The 21,139-nt window shown below is 62.5% G+C and carries 17 protein-coding genes; all 17 read left to right on the forward strand.

The genetic code is table 11. From position 1 onward, the window contains the following. The first annotated feature begins 134 nt into the window (after window positions 1-134). The 17 genes from EAV92_RS04525 (at window position 135) to pknB (ending at window position 21,106) form a co-directional block, all read left to right on the forward strand. Window positions 135-2,951 (forward strand): calcium-translocating P-type ATPase, SERCA-type, encoded by a 2,817-nt coding sequence (locus tag EAV92_RS04525; protein WP_241158441.1) that lies wholly within the window; start codon window positions 135-137, stop codon window positions 2,949-2,951. 149 nt (window positions 2,952-3,100) lie between these two features. Then, window positions 3,101-4,261, forward strand: coding sequence for a phosphoribosylglycinamide formyltransferase 2 (gene purT / locus EAV92_RS04530; RefSeq protein WP_123039953.1), 1,161 nt, complete (start codon window positions 3,101-3,103; stop codon window positions 4,259-4,261). 123 nt (window positions 4,262-4,384) lie between these two features. Continuing rightward, a complete protein-coding gene (gene dapF / locus EAV92_RS04535; RefSeq protein ID WP_123039954.1) occupies window positions 4,385-5,221 on the forward strand; it encodes a diaminopimelate epimerase in 837 nt (278 codons plus the stop codon). A 146-nt stretch (window positions 5,222-5,367) separates the two neighbouring features. Beyond that, a complete protein-coding gene (locus tag EAV92_RS04540) occupies window positions 5,368-5,649 on the forward strand; it encodes an ArsR/SmtB family transcription factor (RefSeq protein ID WP_123039955.1) in 282 nt (93 codons plus the stop codon). A gap of 68 nt (window positions 5,650-5,717) precedes the next feature. Further along, window positions 5,718-6,914 carry an MFS transporter gene (locus tag EAV92_RS04545; protein ID WP_123039956.1) on the forward strand — a complete coding sequence of 399 codons (1,197 nt, stop codon included), beginning with the start codon at window positions 5,718-5,720 and terminating at the stop codon, window positions 6,912-6,914. Between the two features lie 120 nt (window positions 6,915-7,034). Beyond that, a complete protein-coding gene (locus tag EAV92_RS04550) occupies window positions 7,035-8,903 on the forward strand; it encodes a bifunctional homocysteine S-methyltransferase/methylenetetrahydrofolate reductase (RefSeq protein WP_123039957.1) in 1,869 nt (622 codons plus the stop codon). A gap of 186 nt (window positions 8,904-9,089) precedes the next feature. Next, the gene (gene remA / locus EAV92_RS04555; protein WP_027084220.1) at window positions 9,090-9,350 is read left to right on the forward strand and encodes an extracellular matrix/biofilm regulator RemA; all 261 of its coding nucleotides are present in this window, start codon (window positions 9,090-9,092) and stop codon (window positions 9,348-9,350) included. Between the two features lie 13 nt (window positions 9,351-9,363). Next, window positions 9,364-9,999, forward strand: a complete 636-nt coding sequence (gmk, locus tag EAV92_RS04560; protein ID WP_123039958.1) for a guanylate kinase — start codon at window positions 9,364-9,366, stop codon at window positions 9,997-9,999. Window positions 10,000-10,004: 5 nt separating this feature from the next. Then, window positions 10,005-10,205: a DNA-directed RNA polymerase subunit omega gene (gene rpoZ / locus EAV92_RS04565; RefSeq protein ID WP_123039959.1), complete on the forward strand. Its 201-nt coding sequence runs from the start codon at window positions 10,005-10,007 to the stop codon at window positions 10,203-10,205. Window positions 10,206-10,286: 81 nt separating this feature from the next. After that, window positions 10,287-11,510 (forward strand): bifunctional phosphopantothenoylcysteine decarboxylase/phosphopantothenate--cysteine ligase CoaBC, encoded by a 1,224-nt coding sequence (coaBC, locus tag EAV92_RS04570; RefSeq protein WP_123039960.1) that lies wholly within the window; start codon window positions 10,287-10,289, stop codon window positions 11,508-11,510. After that, complete coding sequence (priA, locus tag EAV92_RS04575) at window positions 11,507-13,996, forward strand: primosomal protein N' (RefSeq protein ID WP_123039961.1); 2,490 nt, start codon at window positions 11,507-11,509, stop codon at window positions 13,994-13,996. Before coaBC ends, priA begins: the two co-directional genes overlap by 4 nt. Window positions 13,997-14,012: 16 nt before the next feature. Continuing rightward, on the forward strand, window positions 14,013-14,501 hold the full coding sequence (gene def, locus EAV92_RS04580) for a peptide deformylase (protein ID WP_123039962.1): 489 nt from the start codon (window positions 14,013-14,015) through the stop codon (window positions 14,499-14,501). A gap of 1 nt (window position 14,502) precedes the next feature. Continuing rightward, window positions 14,503-15,456: a methionyl-tRNA formyltransferase gene (gene fmt / locus EAV92_RS04585; protein ID WP_123039963.1), complete on the forward strand. Its 954-nt coding sequence runs from the start codon at window positions 14,503-14,505 to the stop codon at window positions 15,454-15,456. A gap of 167 nt (window positions 15,457-15,623) precedes the next feature. After that, window positions 15,624-17,120: a 16S rRNA (cytosine(967)-C(5))-methyltransferase RsmB gene (rsmB, locus tag EAV92_RS04590; RefSeq protein WP_123039964.1), complete on the forward strand. Its 1,497-nt coding sequence runs from the start codon at window positions 15,624-15,626 to the stop codon at window positions 17,118-17,120. Window positions 17,121-17,179: 59 nt separating this feature from the next. Further along, window positions 17,180-18,265 (forward strand): dual-specificity RNA methyltransferase RlmN, encoded by a 1,086-nt coding sequence (rlmN, locus tag EAV92_RS04595; RefSeq protein WP_241158442.1) that lies wholly within the window; start codon window positions 17,180-17,182, stop codon window positions 18,263-18,265. A gap of 7 nt (window positions 18,266-18,272) precedes the next feature. Further along, complete coding sequence (locus EAV92_RS04600) at window positions 18,273-19,037, forward strand: Stp1/IreP family PP2C-type Ser/Thr phosphatase (RefSeq protein ID WP_338134395.1); 765 nt, start codon at window positions 18,273-18,275, stop codon at window positions 19,035-19,037. Continuing rightward, the gene (gene pknB, locus EAV92_RS04605) at window positions 19,034-21,106 is read left to right on the forward strand and encodes a Stk1 family PASTA domain-containing Ser/Thr kinase (RefSeq protein ID WP_123039967.1); all 2,073 of its coding nucleotides are present in this window, start codon (window positions 19,034-19,036) and stop codon (window positions 21,104-21,106) included. Before EAV92_RS04600 ends, pknB begins: the two co-directional genes overlap by 4 nt. The last annotated feature ends 33 nt before the right edge of the window (window positions 21,107-21,139 follow it).

Below are 21,139 nucleotides of genomic sequence, written 5' to 3' on the forward strand. Positions count from 1 at the left end.
TGCCATAGTTGTCCGCAAAGGGAAAGGGAGACGGGGATATTTCCCGGCTTGTCTGAATAGACATAGCTTGAAAAGGCTGTCCGCGCGATCCGATGGAGCGAAACAGCGCATTTACGGGAGGAGATGAACGCGAAGTGGAAGGGAAAACGTGGCACCAGTTGGACGAAGCCGGGCTGGCGGAGGCGCTTCGAACCGATCCCAGGGGCGGGCTGGCGCCGGAAGAAGCGCAGAGGCGGCTCGCCGAGATCGGGGTCAACGAGTTGCAGGAGAAGCAGGGAGAACCTCCGCTGAAGCTGCTGCTTCATCAATTCAAAGATTTCATGGTGCTCGTCCTCGTGGGGGCGGTCATCATCTCGGGCTTGCTGGGGGAAATGCTCGACGCCCTCACGATCATCGCGATCATCCTCATTAACGGGATCCTCGGTTTTTTCCAGGAATACCGAGCCGAACGCTCGCTGCGGGCGCTGAAGGAGCTGTCCGCTCCGCATGCGAAGGTCATCCGCGGCGGAAGCCTCGATACCGTGCCCGCCCGGTCCCTCGTGCCCGGGGACATCGTCATGCTGGAGAGCGGCGACCGGATTCCCGCCGATCTCCGCTTCATTGACTGCCAGCAGCTCGCGGTCGACGAATCGGCGCTGACGGGCGAGTCCGTGCCCGTGGTGAAGGAGCCCCATATGCTGACGGCGGCCGATCTTCCGCTGGGAGACCGCAAAAACTGCGGCTATCTCGGCACGATGGTCACGAGAGGCACCGCGAAGGGGATCGTGACGACGACCGGCATGAAAACGGAGATGGGCAAAATCGCCGATCTGATCCAGCAGACCGAAGAAGCGGAGACACCGCTTCAGCGCCGTCTGGAACAGCTCGGTAAAATCCTGATCGTCATCTCCATCTTGCTCACGGTCATGGTCGTGGTGGCAGGCGTCCTGCACGGCCAGCCGCTCTACGGCATGTTCCTGGCCGGCGTCAGCCTCGCGGTCGCGGCCATTCCGGAAGGCCTGCCCGCCATCGTGACGATCGCGCTGGCGCTCGGCGTGCAGCGCATGATCCGCCGCCGGGCGATCGTCCGCAAGCTTCCTTCCGTGGAGACGCTCGGCTGCGCTTCGGTCATTTGCTCGGATAAAACCGGCACCCTGACGCAAAACCAGATGACGGTCACCCGCCTGTGGCTCGGAGGCCGCAGGATCGACGTCACCGGAGAAGGCTACGACCCGACCGGTCAATTGAAGGAAGCCGGCAGGACGGTGGAGGCCAAAGGCGACGCCGCCATCCGCCGGCTGGCGCAAGTCGCGGCGCTGTGCAACAACGCGGAGCTGGCCCGCGGGGAGAAGGACGAAGACGCCAAGAAGCGCAAACCCGGCAAGGAAGACACGGTCCCGGAAACGGCGGATTGGAGAGTCAAAGGCGATCCCACCGAAGGCGCGCTGCTCGTGCTGGCCTCGAAAACGGGACACAGCCGGGCTTCGCTGGACACGCTGTACCGGCGCGAGAAAGAATATCCGTTCGATCCCGACCGCAAACGCATGTCCGTGCTCGTCTCCCATCAGGGAGGCCAGCTCCTGATGACCAAAGGCGCCCCCGACTTGCTCGTGGAGCACTGCGAATACGTGCTCTGGGACAACCAGATCACCCCGTTCACCGCGACGCTGCGCCAGAAGGTGCTGCAGGCCAACGAGGCGATGGCGAAGGACGCCCTTCGCGTGCTGGGCTTCGCATACCGGGACCTGAAGTCGCACGAAGTTTGCGAAACGAACGAACAAGCGGAAAGAGGCCTCGTATTCGTCGGCTTGGTCGGCATGATCGATCCGCCCCGCAAGGAAGTTCACGAGGCGATCGTCAAATGCCGCCAAGCCGGCATCAAGACGGTCATGATCACGGGCGACCACGGGTTGACCGCGGAAGCGATCGCCAAAAGCATCGGGATCATGCAGCGCGACGGCCGCGTCGTCACCGGCAGCGAATTGTCCGTCATGAGCGACGAGCAGCTCGATCGGATTTCAGACGAGGTGAGCGTTTACGCGCGGGTGTCTCCCGAGCATAAGCTTCGCATCGTGCAGTCGCTTCAACGGAACGGACACGTCGTCGCCATGACCGGGGACGGCGTGAACGACGCGCCCGCCGTCAAAGCGGCCGACATCGGCATCGCCATGGGCATCACCGGCACCGACGTGACGAAGGAAGCGTCCGCGCTCGTGCTCGCCGACGACAATTTCGCCACGATCGTCGCGGCCGTCGAAGAAGGGCGGGGCATTTACGAGAACATCCGCAAATTCATCCGCTACCTGCTCGCTTCCAACGTCGGAGAGATCATGACGATGTTCCTCGCCATGATGATGGGTTTCCCGCTGCCGCTCGTGCCGATCCAGATCCTGTGGGTCAATCTCGTGACGGACGGCTTGCCGGCGATGGCCCTCGGGGTCGACCAAGCCGAAAGCGACTTGATGCGCCAGAAGCCGCGGTCTTCCAGGGAGAACATTTTCGCGCGCCGTCTCGGCTGGAAAATCATCAGCCGCGGCCTGCTGATCGGCCTCTGCACGCTGGGCGCGTTCGTGTTGACGCTGCGGGAGGGCTCCGGCGACGCCGCATCGCTCGTCCATGCCCAGACGGTAGCGTTCGCGACGCTCGTCATGGCTCAGCTGATCCACGTTTTCGACTGCCGCAGCTCCCGTTCCATTTTCCATCGGCGCCTACTGGAGAATCGTTTCCTCGTACTCGCGGTGCTGTCCTCACTCGTGCTCATGGTGGCGGTCCTCTACGTGGAGCCCCTTCAGCCCGTTTTCAAAACCGTACCGCTCGGTTTCCGCGATTGGGCGCTCGTCACCGTTGCGGCCGGAATCCCGACGTTCTTCATGGGCATCGGCAGCGTGCTCGGCACGTCCAAGCCCAAAAAAGGCAGCAAAATCAGCTACGGCAAAGCGGCCGCGCAACCGACACGCCCCCTGTCCCGGTAAGTCACCGCCCAGAAGCAAGCCTGAAACCTCCGGTTCGGACGTTACTGTCCGCTCCCGGAGGTTTTTTCGCGCGAAAAATAATAGGTGCCCGGGACGCCGGAAAGGTATAATGGGGAAAACCACGCAACGAAAGGCGGTATCGTTCTTCCATGTACCAGACGAAAAAAATCATGCTCCTCGGCTCGGGCGAGCTCGGCAAAGAAGTCGTCATCGAGGCCCAGCGGCTCGGCGCCGACACGGTGGCGGTGGACCGCTACGAAGGGGCGCCGGCCATGCACGTGGCGGATCGCAGCTACGTGATCGACATGCTGGACGGCGCCGCGCTCCGGGAGCTGATCGAGCGGGAAAAGCCGGATCTGATCGTGCCGGAAATCGAGGCGATCGCAACCTCCGAGCTCGTGAAGCTGGAGGAAGAAGGATTCCGCGTCATCCCGACGGCCCGGGCGGCCCGGCTGACGATGGACCGCGAGGGAATCCGGAGACTCGCTTCCGAAACGCTCGGCTTGCCGACGGCGGATTACCGTTTTGCCGACACCTACGGGGAATTCGTCACCGCGACCCGCGAAATGGGGTATCCCTGCGTCGTGAAGCCGCTCATGAGTTCCTCCGGCAAAGGCCAGAGCGTCTGCCGCTCCGAAGACGACGTCGAGCGCAGCTGGCAGCTCGCCATGGACGGGGGGCGCGTGCGGCAAGGACGCGTGATCGTCGAGCAGTTCATCCGGTTCGATTCCGAGATCACGCTGCTGACGGTGCGTTCCGTGAACGGCACGTTGTTCTGCGAGCCGATCGGCCATATCCAGCAGGACGGGGACTACATCGAATCGTGGCAGCCGCATGAAATCACGGCGGCGCAGCTGGCCGAATCGAAACGGATCGCCAAAACGATTACGGACGAGCTCGGAGGCGCGGGTATTTTCGGCGTCGAATTGTTCCTGGCCGGAGACAAGGTGTACTTCAGCGAAGTATCGCCGCGTCCGCACGATACGGGCCTCGTGACGCTGGTCAGCCAGAACCTGTCCGAATTCGCGCTGCACGCCAGGGCGATTCTCGGGCTTCCGATTCCCGAGATCAAAGTCGTGTCCCCCGGCGCGAGCCGCCCGCTCAAAGCGGACGCCGAGCTGCACGATTACCGGATCGAAGGACTGGAGGAAGCGCTCGCCGTGCCGGATACCCAAGCGCGCGTGTTCGGCAAGCCGGTGACGAAGCCGGGACGCCGCATGGCGGTCACTTTGTCGACCGCCGATACGGTGGAGGAAGCCCGCAGCCGGGCCAAAACGGCCTTGGACAAGCTGCGGATCACGGAAGCATAAACCGCCGATGTAACGGAAAAGTGCAAACAAACCGCGTTTGGCTGTATGCTCATTTGAGCGGGATTGCGGTATGATACAGGCCATGAACCGGTGTTCCGGAGCAAGGTTGAAGGAGAGGATCATATGCAATTCACGAAAATGAACGGGCTCGGCAACGACTTCGTCGTCGTTTACGGCGAGAAGGAGCTGCCGGCCGGCGCGAGCGATTTGGCGATTCGTTTGTGCAACCGGTTTTTCGGCATCGGGGCGGACGGACTCGTCTACATCCTGCCCTCTGAGCGGGCCGATTTCCGCATGCGCATCATCAATTCGGACGGCTCGGAAGCCGAGCAGTGCGGCAATGCCATCCGCTGCGTGGCCAAATACGTCTATGATAAGGGGCTGACGTCCAAAACGGAGCTCACGATCGAAACGCTGGGCGCCGGCGTACAGCCGCTCGTTCTGGAAGTCTCGGAGGGCAAGGTCGAACGGGTGACCGTGGACATGGGCGCGCCGATCCTCAACGGGCTGGACGTGCCCACGACCATCGACGCCAATCCGGTGCTGGGCCATTCGGTCGAGGTGGACGGCCGGGCATTCAAATTTACCGCGGTGTCGATGGGCAATCCGCACTGCGTCATCTACGTGGACGACGCGGCCGGCTTCGATTTGGCGAAATGGGGACCGCAGCTCGAGAAGCATCCGCTGTTCCCGCGCAAAATCAACGTGGAATTCGCCACGGTAAACTCCCGCTCGCAAGTCGACATGCGCGTGTGGGAACGCGGCGCGGGCCCGACGCTCGCCTGCGGAACCGGAGCATGCGCGACGCTCGTCTCGTCCGTGCTGAACGGGCTGACGGACCGCAAAGCCACGATCTCGCTCGCCGGCGGCGACTTGCTGATCGAATGGAAAGAAGCCGACAACCGCGTCTACATGACCGGACCGGCCGCCATCTCGTTCGAAGGCTCGGTGCAAGCATAACGGTGTTGAATCGAAGGAAAGCCGGGGCAACCCGGCTTTTTTTGCGCCCAACCCGGGGAATGAGGGTTTACTTTCCAGGGAAGTTATGTTATTTTTATTTCGATGATTTTAGAAATATCAATCCAATCGGCGAAGGTGAACGATCCATGGCCAGCGACAACGAAGAACTCCGACAAGCCGTTAAAGTATACAAAGCGCTCGGCGAACCGACGCGCCTCAAAATCGCCCTGCTCCTGATCGAGGAGAAGAATATGTGCTGCTCCGATATCGGCGGCAAGCTGGAATCGGTGGCCGGCTCCACGCTGTCCCACCACCTGAAGCAACTGACGGATTCCGGCCTCTTGAATCTCCGGAAAGACGGAACTTTCATCTACTACAGCGTCAATCGCGAAGTGGCGCAAAAATACGCGCCTTATTTGCTGGAGTAATTTTTTTGCTGTTATTTCTATATTTTTAGAAATATAAAATAATGCGTTGGGGAAGGGAGCTTTGATCCATGACGAACACTTGGAAAATTTTCATGTTGGCTGCCGTCAGCTTCTTGGTGGGAACGTCGGAGTTTATCATCGCGGGCATTTTGGATATGATCTCGGAAGACGTCGGCGTATCGCTCGCCGCAGCTGGCCAGCTGATCACCGTATTTTCGGTCGCTTACGCGTTCGGAACGCCGATCCTGATGGCGATGACCGCCCGGATGGAACGCCGGAAAGTGCTCTTATCCGCGCTCGGAGCGTTCGTGATCGGCAATGCGCTCGCCGTCTCGGCTCCGGGTTTCATTGCGCTGATGGCATCGCGCGTGATTCTGGCTCTCAGCACGGGGCTGTTCGTCGTCGTCGCGCTTACGGTCGCCGCCAAGCTGGCGCAGCCGGGCAAGCAAGGGAGCGCCATCGCTACCCTGGTCATGGGTTTCAGCACCGCTCTGATCATCGGGGTTCCGCTCGGAAGGGTGGTCGCCGCCGCGCTGGAATGGAAAACGATATTCGCGGGAATCGGCGCGCTCGGGATTCTGGCGATGGTTCTCGTCTACGTTACGATCCCGATATCGGAAGGGGAAGAGCCGGTTCCCTTGCGCCGGCAGCTGCTCTTGCTCCGCGACCGGAAAATCGCCATCGCCCTGTCGATCACCTTTTTCTGGATTTTCGGCTATTCGGTCGCTTACACTTACATTTCTCCGTTTTTGCTCAAAATCACCGGGATGGACGAGAGAGAGGTCAGCATCGCGCTTTTCGCGTTCGGGCTGGCCAGCTTGATCGGTTCCAAACTCGGCGGCTACGGAACGGACAAATGGGGTGTTCCCCGGACGCTGGTCGGCGGGATGCTGCTGCACGCCCTCGCGCTCGTTTTACTGACGGCGGGCGCGCATTCGCCGGCGGTCGTTTTCCCGGTATTGATCCTCTGGGCTTTCTCCGCCTGGTCGTCCGGTCCCACCCAGCAATTTTATCTCATGTCGCTCTCTCCGGAAGCCTCCGGCATCATGCTCAGCTTGAACACCTCCGTCCTGCAATTCGCGATGGCCGCAGGAGCCGGAATCGGCGGCGTCGTCGTGGAGCGGGTCTCGCTCTCTTCCGTCAGTTGGATGGGAGCGACGGCCGTCATCGTCGCGGCCGCGACGGCAGCCGTTTCGCTGGGCGTGGCGAGGATCCGTTCCCGTGCCGCCGTCCGCGAGAAGGGGATACGGAAGGCGGAAGCATGACCGCGCCGTTAAGGAAAACGGATGAACCCGATCGCTCTTGGTCGGGTTTTTCCATTTTACCGGCGGCCAAATTATGCTACATTAATAAGTACTTTATGGATGGATTGGATGGGGAGCTGGATGAAACCGGATTTGCGCACGGCGCTTCAACAGAAACCGCTCGTCGGCGACGGGGCGATGGGGACGTACTTGTACGAGCTCGGTTTTCCGGTCGGGGTATCGTACGAAGAGTTCAACCTGCTCAAACCGGGCATTATCGGCGACGTGCATAGGCGGTATGTCGACGCAGGCGCGGTCGTGATCGAGACCAACACGTTTTCCGCCCAGCACGGGAAACTGTCTAAATACGGATTAGAGAAGAAAACGGAAGAGATCAACGCTGCCGGCGTCGCCATCGCGCGCGAAGCCGCGGGGGACAAGGCCTATGTCGTCGGCGCCATGGGAGCGATCCGCGCCGGCGGCCGCAAAAACGCCCGCACGGCCGGCATGAAGCGGGATTTCGAGGAACAGATCGGGGCGCTGCTCGCGGCGAAACCCGACGGTCTGCTGCTCGAAACTTTCTTCGACCTGGAGGAACTTTCGCTGGCGCTAAGCTTGATCCGCGCACGCAGCGACCTTCCGGTCATCTGCCAATTCGCGGTGGAAGACGCAGCCCGCACGCACGACGGCGTGCCGCTGGGCGAAGCGTTCCGGCGGCTCAAGGCGGAGGGCGCGGACGTGATCGGCTTTAACTGCCGCAGCGGACCGAACGCGATTCTCCGCGCGATGGAGACGATTCCCGCGGATCTCGGCGCTCCCCTGAGCGTGTTTCCGAACGCCGGCATCGCGGACCTCGTGGACGGCAAGGTCGTCTACAAGGCGACGCCGGAATATTTCGCGCAATCGGCGATCCGGTTCGCCGATCTCGGCTCGCGCCTGATCGGCGGTTGCTGCGGCACGACGCCGGAGCATATCGCGGCGATCGCCCAGGCGCTGAACGGTTACGTGCCCGCGGCGGAACGCCCGGTCCGGCCGGAGACGTCGCCTTCCCGGATCGCGGTGTCGGAAACGCCGGCATCGGGCGGCTTCACGGACGTCGGCGAGCCGAGCCTCGTCGAGCTTGTGTCCCGGCGCCATACGGTCATCGTGGAGCTGGACCCGCCGCGCGACCTCGATATCGCGCGCTTTATGCAAGGCGCCAAGGCGCTGAAGGATGCCGGAGCCGATGCGGTCACGATGGCCGACAACTCGCTGGCCGTCACCCGGATGAGCAACATGGCGCTCGGCGCGCTCGTGAAGGAGCGGATCGGCATCCGCCCGCTCGCCCATATTGCTTGCCGGGACCGGAACCTGATCGGAACCCAGTCGCACATGATGGGGTTCGACGCGCTCGGCATCGACCACGTGCTCGCGGTCACGGGCGATCCGGCGAAGTTCGGGGATTTGCCGGGTTCGAGCTCCGTGTACGACCTGACCTCCTTCGAGATCATCCGGATGATCAAGCAGCTCAACGAAGGGGTCGCGTTTTCCGGCAAGCCGCTCAAGCAGAAAGCCAAGTTCATCGTCGGCGCCGCGTTTAATCCGAACGTGAAGCACCTCGACAAAGCGGTCCAACGCCTGGAGCGCAAGGTGGCTTCCGGAGCCGACTACATCATGACGCAGCCGGTGTACGACCCGGCGCTGATCGAGCGGATCGCGGAATCGACGCGCCATCTGGGCGTGCCGATCTTCCTCGGCATCATGCCGCTGGCGAGCGGGCGCAACGCGGAATACCTGCACAACGAGGTGCCGGGCATTCAGCTGTCCGACGAGGTCAGGGCCCGAATGAACGGTCTGGAAGGTCCGGCCGGCCGGGCGGAAGGCGTCGCGATCGCGCAGGAGCTGCTCGATGCCGCCATGCCGCACTTCAACGGCATCTATTTGATCACGCCGTTTCTCTTCTATGACATGACCGCCGCATTGACGGAATACGTCGTGCGCAAGGGAGCCGCCGTGTCCCTGCGGGGGTAATCGCGGACTTGTCCGTCCTCTTGTCCGTCCTAGTGATTTGAAGTACAATAAAGCAATAAATCAGTAGGATGTGGAAATGACATCCAATCCGCAGTATGCGGGGAGCCGCTTTCGGCAACAATGGGAGCGTAGTTACGCGCTGCCCCGGGAAGCTGCTGACGAGGACAGACCGGAGGGAAACGCTGCATGGCAATCAAGCTCATCAATATCGGTTTCGGCAACATCGTCTCGGCGAACCGGATCATTTCGATCGTAAGCCCGGAATCCGCGCCGATCAAACGGATCATCCAGGAAGCCCGGGACCGGCATATGCTGATCGATGCGACTTACGGCCGCCGCACGCGTGCCGTGATCATTACCGACAGCGACCACGTGATCTTGTCCGCTGTTCAGCCGGAGACGGTGGCTCACCGGTTATCCACCAAAGACGACGAACATGACGAATGAATCGGGGATATCCATGAACAAAGGTTTACTGATCGTATTATCCGGACCGTCCGGCGTCGGCAAAGGCACGGTGTGCACCGAGCTGAGGCGGCGGCATCCCGAACTGATCTATTCGGTTTCCGCGACGACCCGGTCGCCCCGCGAAGGCGAACGAGACGGCGTCAATTATTTTTTCAAAACGCGTGAGCATTTCCAGCATATGATCGCCACGGACGCTTTGCTGGAATATGCCGAATACGTGGGCAATTATTACGGTACGCCCCGCGAGTTCGTCGAGAAGACGCTGGCGGAAGGCAAGGACATCATCCTCGAAATCGAAGTGCAAGGCGCGCTGAAGGTGAAGGAGAAGTTCCCGGAAGGCGTGTTCGTTTTCCTGCTGCCGCCGTCTTTGAACGAGCTGAAGCAGCGGATCGTCGGCCGGGGCACCGAGACGCAAGCGACGATCGACCACCGGCTTTCCGTGGCGGTGGAAGAGATGAACTTGCTGTATCATTACGATTACGCCGTCGTGAACGATCAGATCGATTCGGCCTGCAGCCGGATCGCTTCGATCATTACCGCGGAGCATTGCAAACGCGAGAGATTCCTGCACGAGCTGTTCCGCGAATTGCAGGAATTGACCCCCGCGCAAAATGGAACGGAGAGGTGAAACGCATGTTGTATCCATCGATTGACGAATTGGTCCGCAAGGTCGACAGCAAATACACGCTGGTCGTGGCGGCGTCCAAACGGGCACGCGGCCTGAGGGACGGCAAGCAGTCCGAGATGATGGCTCCCAAATCCCACAAGGTGGTCGGAGTCGCGCTCGAAGAGATCTATCACGATTACGTGCTCGTCGAGCACCTGAATAAATAAAGGCAGGGCGCCATCGCCCGAGGAAAGACAACCCCAGCGGTTGTTTTTTTTCTAGTCTGGAACGCATGGGAGGAGTAAACCGTGAAGCCGCTAACGGGCAAAACGATCGTGCTCGGCATCTCGGGCGGCATCGCCGCCTATAAAGCCGCGACGCTGTGCAGCCGGCTCGTATCGTGGGGAGCGTCGGTCCGCGTCATCATGACGGAAGGGGCGACGCGATTCATTACGCCGCTCACGCTGCAGACGCTGTCCCGCCATCCCGTCGCGACGGACGTGTTCGACGAACGGGATGCCGCCGTCGTGCAGCACATCGATTGGGCGGACGCGGCGGATCTTGTCATCGTGGCGCCGGCGACGGCCAACGTCATCGGGAAAATGGCGAACGGCATCGCCGACGACATGCTGACCACGACGCTGCTCGCCGCGACGGCCCCGATCATCGTGGCGCCGGCGATGAACGTACATATGTGGGAGCATCCCGCCGTGATCGAGAACGTGAACAAACTGGCGGCAAGAGGCGTGCGCTTCGTCGAACCGGGGACGGGGCAGCTCGCCTGCGGCTACGTCGGCAAAGGCCGGCTGGCCGAACCGGAGGAAATCGCCGAAGCCGCGGCCGCCTGGCTGACGGGACCGCGTCCGCTCGCCGGACGCAAGGTGCTCGTCACCGCCGGGGGAACGGTGGAGCGGATCGATCCGGTGCGTTACATCACGAACGATTCGTCCGGCAAAATGGGCTTCGCGTTGGCGGAAGCGGCCCGCGACTACGGCGCGGAGGTCACGCTCATCTGCGCGAAGACGGACGAGAAGCCGCCGGGTGGCGTGGAAGTCGTACGCGTGCAGTCCGCCGCCGACATGCACGAAGCCGTCCTGCGGAGACTCGGAGCGGTGGACGCGGTGGTGAAAGCCGCGGCCGTTGCGGATTACCGGCCGGCGGTGCGGCATGACGCGAAAATCAAAAAAAGCGGAGAGACGCTGACGCTGGAGCTGGTCCGCAATCCGGACATCCTTCAGGCGATCGGCGAGTGGAAAGAGGCGCATCCCGGCGAGCGCGCGCCGTTCACGATCGGATTCGCCGCCGAGACCGGCGACTTGGAGAAATACGCGACGGACAAGCTCGCGCGCAAAAAGTGCGACCTGATCGTCGCCAACGACGTCTCCCAGCCGGGCGCCGGATTCGGGACCGATACGAACATCGCTTCGGTGTTCGGGCCGGAAGGACTCGTGGAAAGCATTCCTCTGTCGGCCAAACGCCAAGTCGCGGAACGGATTTGGCAGCTGGCCGCGGAACGGATGAACCGCGCATGATCATTGCCAGAGTGATCGTAGACGTGCCGACCCGCGAGACGGATCGGCCTTTTGATTATGAGGTGCCGGAGCGGCTCGCCGCCTGGACCGAGATCGGCAGCCGCGTCGCCGTTCCATTCGGCGGCCGAACTTTGCAGGGCTTCGTCGTCGGCTTCGCGCCGGAAGCGGAAGTCGACCGCAGCCGGCTGAAGTCTCTGACCGACGTGCTTGACGCTTTGCCGCCGTTAACGCCGGAGCTGGTCGAGCTCGGCGTCTGGATGAGCCGGCGGTGGGTGTGCCCGCTCGTCGTGGCTTTGCAGGCGATGCTGCCCGCAGCCTTGAAGGGCCGGACCGAGAAATACATCGCCCCGGCGGAAGGGGCGGAAGTCCCGCCTGACGCGGATGAATCGGAAGCCGCCGTGTGGCAGGCGTTCCGCCGCGGCTCCGCGGTCAAGTGGTCCTCGCTGCTGCAGCAGTTTCCCGATCGCGGACCGCTGCTGAAGCGTTGGTTGAAGGAAGGTCGCCTCACGGAATTGCAGAAAGTGGAGGACCGGCTGTCGGTCAAGACCGTGCCGGTCGTGTATCCGCCCGACTCGGATAAGCTGGACGAGCTCTTGCGGGAGTTTCCCGCAAGGGCACGGAAGCAGCGGGACGTGCTCGCGTACTTGGCGGAGCATCCGGAGCCCATCGCCCTGGCCGCGTTGGCGGAAGCGACGGACGTCAGCGCGCAGGTCATTCGGGCGCTCGCCGACCGGGGATCCGTCGAGATTCGCCAGGTAACGGAAGACCGCGACCCCTATCAGGGCCGTGAGTTCGCGGCTTCTTCTCCGCTCGCGCTGACGCCCGCCCAACAGGCGGCGTTGGATCCGATCGCGTCCTCGCTGGCTTCGCGGGAGCATCGGGTTTTCCTCCTGCACGGCGTCACGGGAAGCGGCAAAACGGAAATCTATTTGCAGGCGATCCAGATGTGCCTGTCGCAAGGGCGCGAAGCGATCGTGCTCGTGCCGGAAATCGCGCTCACGCCCCAGATGGTGGACCGGTTCAAAAGCCGGTTCGGCGCGAGAGTCGCCGTGCTCCACAGCCGGCTGTCCCAGGGCGAGCGGTACGACGAATGGCGCAAAATCCGGGAGGGCCGCGCCCAAGTGGCGGTCGGCGCCCGTTCCGCGGTTTTCGCTCCCTTCGCGAAGATCGGCTTGATCGTCATCGACGAGGAACACGAAACTTCCTACAAACAGGAAGAAAGCCCGAAATACCATGCCCGCGACGTGGCCGCGGAACGGGCGCGGCTGAGCGGCGCCGCCGTCGTGTTCGGCTCGGCGACCCCGTCGCTTGAAAGCTATGCCGCGGCGGCGGACGGCGAAGGGTACGCGGGAGACATCACTTATGTCGCATTGCCGGAGCGGGTCGGAGATCGGCCGTTGCCGGCCGTCCGGATCGTGGACATGCGCGAGGAGCTGAGGCTCGGCAACCGGGCGATGTTCAGCGGCGCGCTCAAGCAGGCGCTGGAGGAGCGGCTCCGCCGGGAGGAGCAGGCGGTGCTGCTGCTCAACCGGCGCGGCTACTCGACGTTCGTCATGTGCCGCTCGTGCGGGTACACGTGCTCGTGTCCGCACTGCGACATCGCGCTGACGTACCACCGGGGCTCGCGCAATCTCCGCTGCCATTACTGCGGGTATGCGGAAGCGGAGCCCGAGACGTGCCCTTCCTGCCAGAGCAAGCACATCCGCTTTTTCGGGACCGGCACGCAGAAGGTCGAAGAGGCGCTCGCGGAGACGTTCCCCGGCATCCGGGTCATCCGGATGGACGTGGACACGACGACCGAGAAAGGCTCGCACGAAAAATGGCTGACGATGTTCCGCGAACGGAAGGCCGACGTGCTGCTCGGGACGCAAATGGTGGCCAAAGGCCTCGATTTCCCGCGCGTGACGCTGGTCGGGGTGCTCGCGGCGGACGCCGCGCTGCGCCTGCCGGATTTTCGTGCCGCCGAGCGAACGTTCCAATTGCTCACGCAGGTCGCCGGCCGGGCGGGAAGGCATGAACTGCCGGGGGAGGTCGTCATCCAGACGTACGACCCCGAGCATTTTTCGGTGGCGTCCGTGCAAGGGCACGATTACAAAGGCTTCGTGCGGCAAGAGCTGCATACGCGCCGGCTCCTGGGCTATCCGCCCTACGGCCGGTTGATCTCCGTGACGTTCACGCACGAATCGGTACCGATGCTGCTCTCCACGGGCGAGATGTTCGCGAGGTTGATGCGGGAGCGGGCGGCATCCATGGGGTTAGGCTCCGCCGCGCAGCCGGGAGACCGCCCCGGCATGGACGTGCTCGGTCCGGTTCCTTCGCCCATTCCTCGGCTAAAGGATCGCTACCGTTTTCAATGTATGGTAAAATATCGGGGAGAGATCGACGCCAGCGCCATGACTGCGCGGGTGCTGCAGGAGATGGGCGACAACGCGAAACGCAGCGGCGTGCAGATCGGCGTCGACGTGGATCCGCAGATGATGCTTTGATAAAGGACTGATGATAATGGCCATTCGGCTGATCGTGAAACATCCCGATTCCGTGCTGAGGGAGCGGGCTCAGGAAGTCACCAAATTCAACGCCAACCTCCACAAGCTGCTGGACGACATGGCGGACACGATGTATGACGCGGACGGCGTCGGCCTCGCCGCGCCTCAGGTGGGCATATTGAAACGGGTTTTCGTCGTGGACGCGGACGAGGAGCACGGATTGCTCGAGCTGGTCAATCCGGAGATCGTGAGCATGGAAGGCGAGCAGTTCGGTCCCGAGGGCTGCCTCAGCATTCCCGGCCTGCAGGGCGACGTGAAGCGGGCCCAGAAGGTCGTGATCAAGGCTCAGGATCGGCACGGTAATCCGGTCCAATACGAAGGGACGGACCTGCTGGCCAGAGCGTTCCAGCACGAGCTGGACCATCTGAATGGAGTCTTGTTCGTCGATTTGGCGGAGTCCGTGTACGAAACCCGCAAGCTGGCTCCGGAACAGGGCGGCGAATAACATGCGCATCTTATTCATGGGGACGCCGGATTTCGCCGTCCCTTCTTTGCGGATGCTGTTGGAGCAAGGATACGAGGTGGTCGGCGTCGTGACGCAGCCGGACCGGCCGAAGGGCCGCAAGCGCGAGCTGACGCCTCCGCCGGTCAAATCGTTCGCGCTGGAGCGCGGCTTGCCCGTCCTGCAGCCGGAGCGCCTTCGGACGCCGGAAGCGGTGGAGCAGGTCGCGGCTTTCCGGCCCGACCTGATCGTGACCGCCGCATACGGGCAGATTTTGCCCCGCGCCGTGTTGGACATGCCCCGGCTGGGCTGCATTAACGTACATGGGTCACTGCTGCCGAAGTACCGCGGCGGTGCGCCCATTCAACGCAGCGTGATCAACGGCGAGAAGGTGACGGGCGTCACGCTGATGTACATGGCGGAAGGCTTGGACACTGGCGATATGATCGCGCGCGTTGAAGTGCCGATTACCGACGAGGATACGGCCGGCACCATGTTCGGCAAGCTGAGTGAAGCCGGGTCGGAGCTGCTGCGGGAGTGGCTTCCGCGAATCGCGGAGGGCACGGCGCCCAGAGTTCCGCAGGAAGACGCGGAAGCGACGTACGCACCGAACTTGACCCGCCAGGACGAAATGATCGTCTGGACGGGCACCGCCCGCGAAGTGTTCGACCGGGTGCGGGGGCTGAACCCGATGGCCGGCGGATTCACTTACTGGAACGGCGAAGTGTTCAAGGTATGGGGCTGCCGCATCCCCCAGGGATCGGACAAAATGATGCGTCCGGAATGGGAAGGCCTCGTGCCGGGCTCCGTGCTCGAGACGGGTGCGTTCGGCATCCGGGTCCGCACGGGCGACGGCAGCGTCGTGCTGACGGAAGTGCAGCCGGCGGGCAAAAAAGCGCTGCCGGCGGCGGAATTCGCCAAAGGCGCGCGGCTTGCCCCCGGCACGGTGCTCGGGTAATCCGGGCGCCGTTTTTTGTTGGAGCGTTTCACTGAAACTTTTTCCGGGTTGCACGCGTACCTCAGAGGACGGGAATCACGGATTCGACTGTAACGGACAATGCAGATAAACGTTTGTGGAAATACTGGAACCATGCGGTTCGGCAATAGGCGAGAGGAGTACGACAGATGGCGGAACGACAATCCCCGGGAGCGAAGCCCGCGAATGGGAAGACCAGGAATGGGAAATCCGCGAATGCCAAACAGGCGAAAGGCAAACCGCCTCAAGGCCGGCCGACGGCGGCGGCCCCTAAATCCCGGCGCGCGCCTTCCGGTCCGCGGGAGTTGGCGCTCGAGGTGCTGTGCCGGGTGGAAGAGCAGGGTGCCTACAGCGGCCTCGCGCTGCACGGGCAACTGACGGCGGCCGAACTGTCGCGGGCGGACGCCGCTTTGGCGACCGAGCTTGTATACGGGACGATCCAGAGGCTCAACACGATCGACTACGTACTCGCCTCGCGCGTCAAGGGCTGGCCCCGCAAAGTGGAGCCGTGGGTGCGGTGCTTGCTTCGCCTCAGTTACTACCAACTGCAATGGCTGGACCGCATTCCCGCCCATGCCGCCGTCGACGAAGCGGTGCGCATCGCCAAGAAACGCGGGCACGCGGGGATCGCCGGTCTGGTCAACGGCGTCCTGCGCGGCTTGCTTCGCGAAGGGACCGAACCGGCCATTCCGGCGGATTTGCCGGCGGCCGAACGGATCTCCCTCGCGCAAAGCCATCCGCGCTGGCTCGTGGAACGATGGATCGCCGCCTACGGCGAAGAGACGGCGGAAGCCATCTGCCGGGCGGGCAACGAACCTCCCCATGCGTCCGTGCGCGTGAACCGGCTCAGCACGGACCGCCGGGCGATGCTGGACGAAATGGCGCATGCCGGCTTGTTCGTCCGGCCTTCGCCGCTCACGCCGGACGCCATTCTCGCGGAGAAGGCGGGAAACCTGGCCGACATGCCCTGGTACCGGGACGGCCGCTATACGGTGCAGGACGAAAGCTCCATGCTCGTGGCCGCGGTCGCCGATCCGAAGCCCGGCATGTCCGTGCTCGACTGCTGCGCCGCGCCGGGAGGCAAATCCACGCATTTGGCGGAAATCATGGGCAACCGCGGCACGGTCGTCGCCAATGACGTCCACGAGCATAAAAGGGCGCTGATCGACCGGCAGAAAGAACGGCTGGGCCTCTCGATCATCGAAACGGCCACATCGGATGCGCTGGAGCTGGACAAGCGGTATCCCGCGCAATCGTTCGACGTCGTTCTGCTCGACGCTCCCTGCTCCGGGCTCGGCGTCATTCGCCGCAAGCCGGAGATCAAATGGAACAAGTCGGCGGAAGACATCGCCGGACTGGCCGACCTTCAGCGGCGCTTGCTCGAGAAGGCCGCCGAGCTCGTCAAACCCGGCGGCGTCCTCGTCTACAGCACCTGCACGATCGCGCCGGAGGAAAACGAGCAGACGGTCCGGAACTTTTTGGCGGCCCATCCCGAATTCGAGGGCGACCCGGCTTGGCCCGCGGAAGTGCTTGCCCCTCTCCTGGAAAAGGGGATTTTGCCCGAGCCTTTCGAAGGGCGGGTTCAGCTGCTGCCTCACCATTTCGGCAGCGACGGTTTCTTTATCGCGAGAATGCGCAGGCGCTAGCGTTATCTTTCGGGGCTGAAGCCCTTTATGGTAAAATAGATCGAATGGTGGTGACGGTTTTGAAGACAGAAGTAACTTTAGATAAACCTTTTATTTACGATTTTTCGCTGGAAGAACTGCAGGAGTGGACGAAGGAGCAGGGAGAACCCGCCTTCCGCGCCGGCCAAATTTACGATTGGCTGTACGTCAAGCGGGCCGGTTCGTTCGAGGAAATGAGCAACCTGCCGAAGCCCTTCCGCATGAAGCTGGAGGAAAGCTTCGGCTTCGTGACGCTGACGGAGCTCGCGAAGTTCGAATCCAAGGACGGCACGGTCAAATACCTGTTCGGCCTGCACGATAACCACGCGATCGAAACGGTGCTCATGCGCCATAACTACGGGAACAGCGTGTGCGTGACGACGCAGGTGGGCTGCCGGATCGGCTGCACCTTCTGCGCTTCCACGCTCGGCGGGCTGAAGCGGAACCTGACGCCGAGCGAGATCGTCGCCCAGGTCGTGCAATGCCAGAAACTGCTCGACCAAGATAACGAGCGCGTTTCCAGCATCGTGATCATGGGGTCGGGCGAACCTTTCGAGAATTACGACGCGACGATGAAGTTCCTGCGGACGATGATCCACCCCAAAGGGCTGAACATCGGGGCGCGCCACATCACGGTGTCCACGAGCGGCATCGTGCCGAGCATGTACAAATTCGCGGACGAGAACACCCAGATCAACCTGGCGATATCGATCCACGCGCCGAACGACGCGCTGCGCTCGAAGCTGATGCCGGTCAACCGCCGCTATCCGTTCCAGGAAGTGATGGACGCCATCCGCTACTATATCGACAAGACGGGCCGCAGGGTCACATTCGAATACGCGCTCATCGGCGGGGTAAACGACCGTCCCGAGCACGCGGAAGAGCTGGCGAACGTCCTGCAAGGCATGCTGTGCCACGTCAACTTGATTCCGGTCAACTACGTGCCGGAACGGGATTACGTGAGAACGCCGCGGGATGACATTTTCGAGTTCCAGCGCATCTTGGTGAGCAAGAACGTCAACGCGACGATCCGCCGGGAGCAGGGGCACGACATCGCGGCCGCTTGCGGCCAGCTCCGGGCGAAGCATATGGAGAAAACGGAAAAGATGGAGAAGACGACGGGGTGATCCGATTTTGAGGACGGCTTGGAGAACGCATGTCGGCAAAGTGCGGCAGGTGAATGAAGACAGGGCCTGGAGCGGAACGCTGGCGCACGGATGGACGGGCGTCATCGTCGCGGACGGAATGGGCGGACATCGCGCGGGGGACGTGGCGAGCGAACTGGCCGTCGGCTGCCTGGCGGATTCGCTGCAATACTGGGATCCGGAGTGGACGCAGGACGAAGGCATCGTGCGGCTGCAGGAGATGATCCGCAAGGCGAACAAGGTCGTGCACGAAACGGCGTCTTTGAACGAGCAATACCACAACATGGGCACGACCGTCGTGGCCGCGGTGCTGAACAAGCACGGCGGCTGGATCGGCCATGTCGGGGACAGCCGGATTTACCGTCTGCGCGGCGGCGGACTCGAACTGCTCACCGACGACCACACGGTCATCAACGAGCTGTCCAAAGCCGGCCAATTAAGTCCGGAGGAAGCCGCGCGGCACCCGCTGCGCCATGCCGTGACCCGCTCCGTCGGCACCGAACGGGACGTCAAGCCGGACGTCCGGGCGATCGATTGGAAGCGGGGCGACCGGCTGCTGCTTTGCAGCGACGGGCTCAGCGGATTGGTCGAGGAGCAAATGCTGAAGGCCACGCTGGGCCAACCCGGCGCGACGTTGGATGAGGTGGCGGACCGGCTCGTCGAAATGGCTTTGGACGCGGGCGGGGACGATAACGTCACCGTCGTTCTCGTGGAGGACGACGAAGCCATCGCCGCGGGAGGGGAGACAGCATGATCGGACAAACGCTAGGAAACCGTTACGAGCTGCTGGCCCGAGTAGGCGGCGGAGGCATGGCGCTCGTATACAAAGCCCGGGACAACCTGCTCAACCGCTATGTGGCCGTGAAGGTGCTGCGTCAGCAATTCATGCACGACGAGGATTTCATCCGCCGTTTCCGGCGCGAGGCGCAGGCCGCTGCGTCCCTGTCGCATCCGAACATCGTCAGCATTTACGACGTCGGACAGGAAGAGGATACGCATTATATCGTCATGGAATTCGTCGACGGGGCGAATTTGAACGAAATCATCCGCGAGCGGGCGCCGCTCCAGACCGAAGAAGCGGTCAAGATCGCTTCCCAAATCTGCGACGCGTTGGACCATGCCCACATGAACCAAATCATCCATCGCGACATCAAGCCTCATAACATATTGATCGGCAACAACGGAAGGGTGAAAGTGACGGACTTCGGCATCGCCCGGGCCGTCACCTCTTCCACCATCACGCAGACCGGCTCGGTCGTCGGTTCGGTTCACTACTTCTCGCCGGAGCACGCCAAAGGCGTCGCGACGGGCGAGAAGTCGGACATTTACTCCCTCGGCATCGTGCTGTACCAGATGCTGACGGGACGCCTTCCTTTCCTGGGAGAAAGCCCGATCAGCGTGGCGCTCAAGCATTTGCAGGAGCCGTTCGAGCAGCCGCGCAAAGTGAACCCGCACATTCCGCAAAGCGTGGAAAACGTCATTCTCCGCGCCATGCGCAAAAATCCGCAGGAGCGCTATGCGTCCGCGCAGCAGATGCTCAGCGACCTGGAAACGTGCCTGCAGCCGCAGCGGGTGAACGAACCGCCGGTCCGTTTCGGCAGCGACGACGACCTCGAATCGGACAAGACCCGCGTCATTCCGGCGATCCGCCCGGACATGAGGAACACGCTCGAAGCGCCGGCCGCCAAAAGCGCCGCGCCGGAAGAGCGCTGGGATTCCCGGGGACTCGAAGACAAGCCGAAACGCCGCTGGGTGATGCCGACCGTGCTCGGCGTGCTGGCGGCCGTCCTGATCGGCGTGCTCATCTGGGCCGTCGTAGCGCTGAAAGGCGAGCTGACGCCCAAAGACGTGCTCGTTCCGGTCGTCGAAGGCATGGAGGAGCAAGCGGCGGTCGATACGCTGGAGAAGGCTGGGCTCAAGGTCGAGGATCCGGTCATCGAAGAAGCCAGCAAAGACGTGCCGGAGGGTCATGTCATTAAACAATCCAAGAAGGATATTAAAGTCAAGGAAGGCTCGCTCATCACGCTGACCGTCAGCAAAGGCCCCGATCTGCCGGCGATGCCGGACGTCACGGGCAAAAAGCTGCAGGAAGCGCAAACCGCCCTCGGCGCCCTCGGGATCAATCCGGACAACATCGAGCCGAAGGAGCAGTATGACGACAGCGAGCCCGGAACGGTGCTGGACCAGGATCCGAAGCCGGACGAGCTCGTCGACCCCGAAACCGCGAAGATCACCTTGACGGTGAGCAAGGGCAAAGAAGAGATCGCCATGCCGAACCTGATCGGCAAAACGGAGAACGAAGCCCGTGCCGCACTGGAGAAGAGCGACTTGAAGCTCAAGGACGACAAAGTGATTCTGGAAGCCAGCTATACGGCGGAAAAAGGGAAAGTGTTCAAACAATTCCCTGCCGAACAGAACGAGATGGTTCCCCCGGGCACGGAAGTGACGTTGTGGGTGAGCTCCGGTTATCCGCCGGAAGCGAAGACGGTCACTTGGAACGTGACGGTGTCCCCGGCCCAGGAAGGCCAGGAAAGCACGATCCAAATCATCTATTCGGACGCGACGGGCGACAACAAGGTGGAAGGAACGCACAAAATCAAACGGATGACGACGTTCCCGGTTACGCTCGTGCTGGCCCCCGGCAAGGACGGACAGATCACGGTGTCCCGCGACGGCACGGTCATCGACAGCACGCCGGTGCCGTACGCCGACCAGCCGGCCGGCGGCACCGAGGCCACGACGAGTCCGAATCCGAGTCCGGACAATCCGCCGGCCGATGGAGGCCAGAACGGACAAGACGGCGATCAAGGAAACGGGCAATGACCCTGAGACTTAACGGAAGAGAAGGAGCCGTGG

Origin of the sequence: Cohnella candidum (assembly GCF_003713065.1) — a bacterium.
GTDB lineage: Bacteria > Bacillota > Bacilli > Paenibacillales > Paenibacillaceae > Cohnella > Cohnella candidum.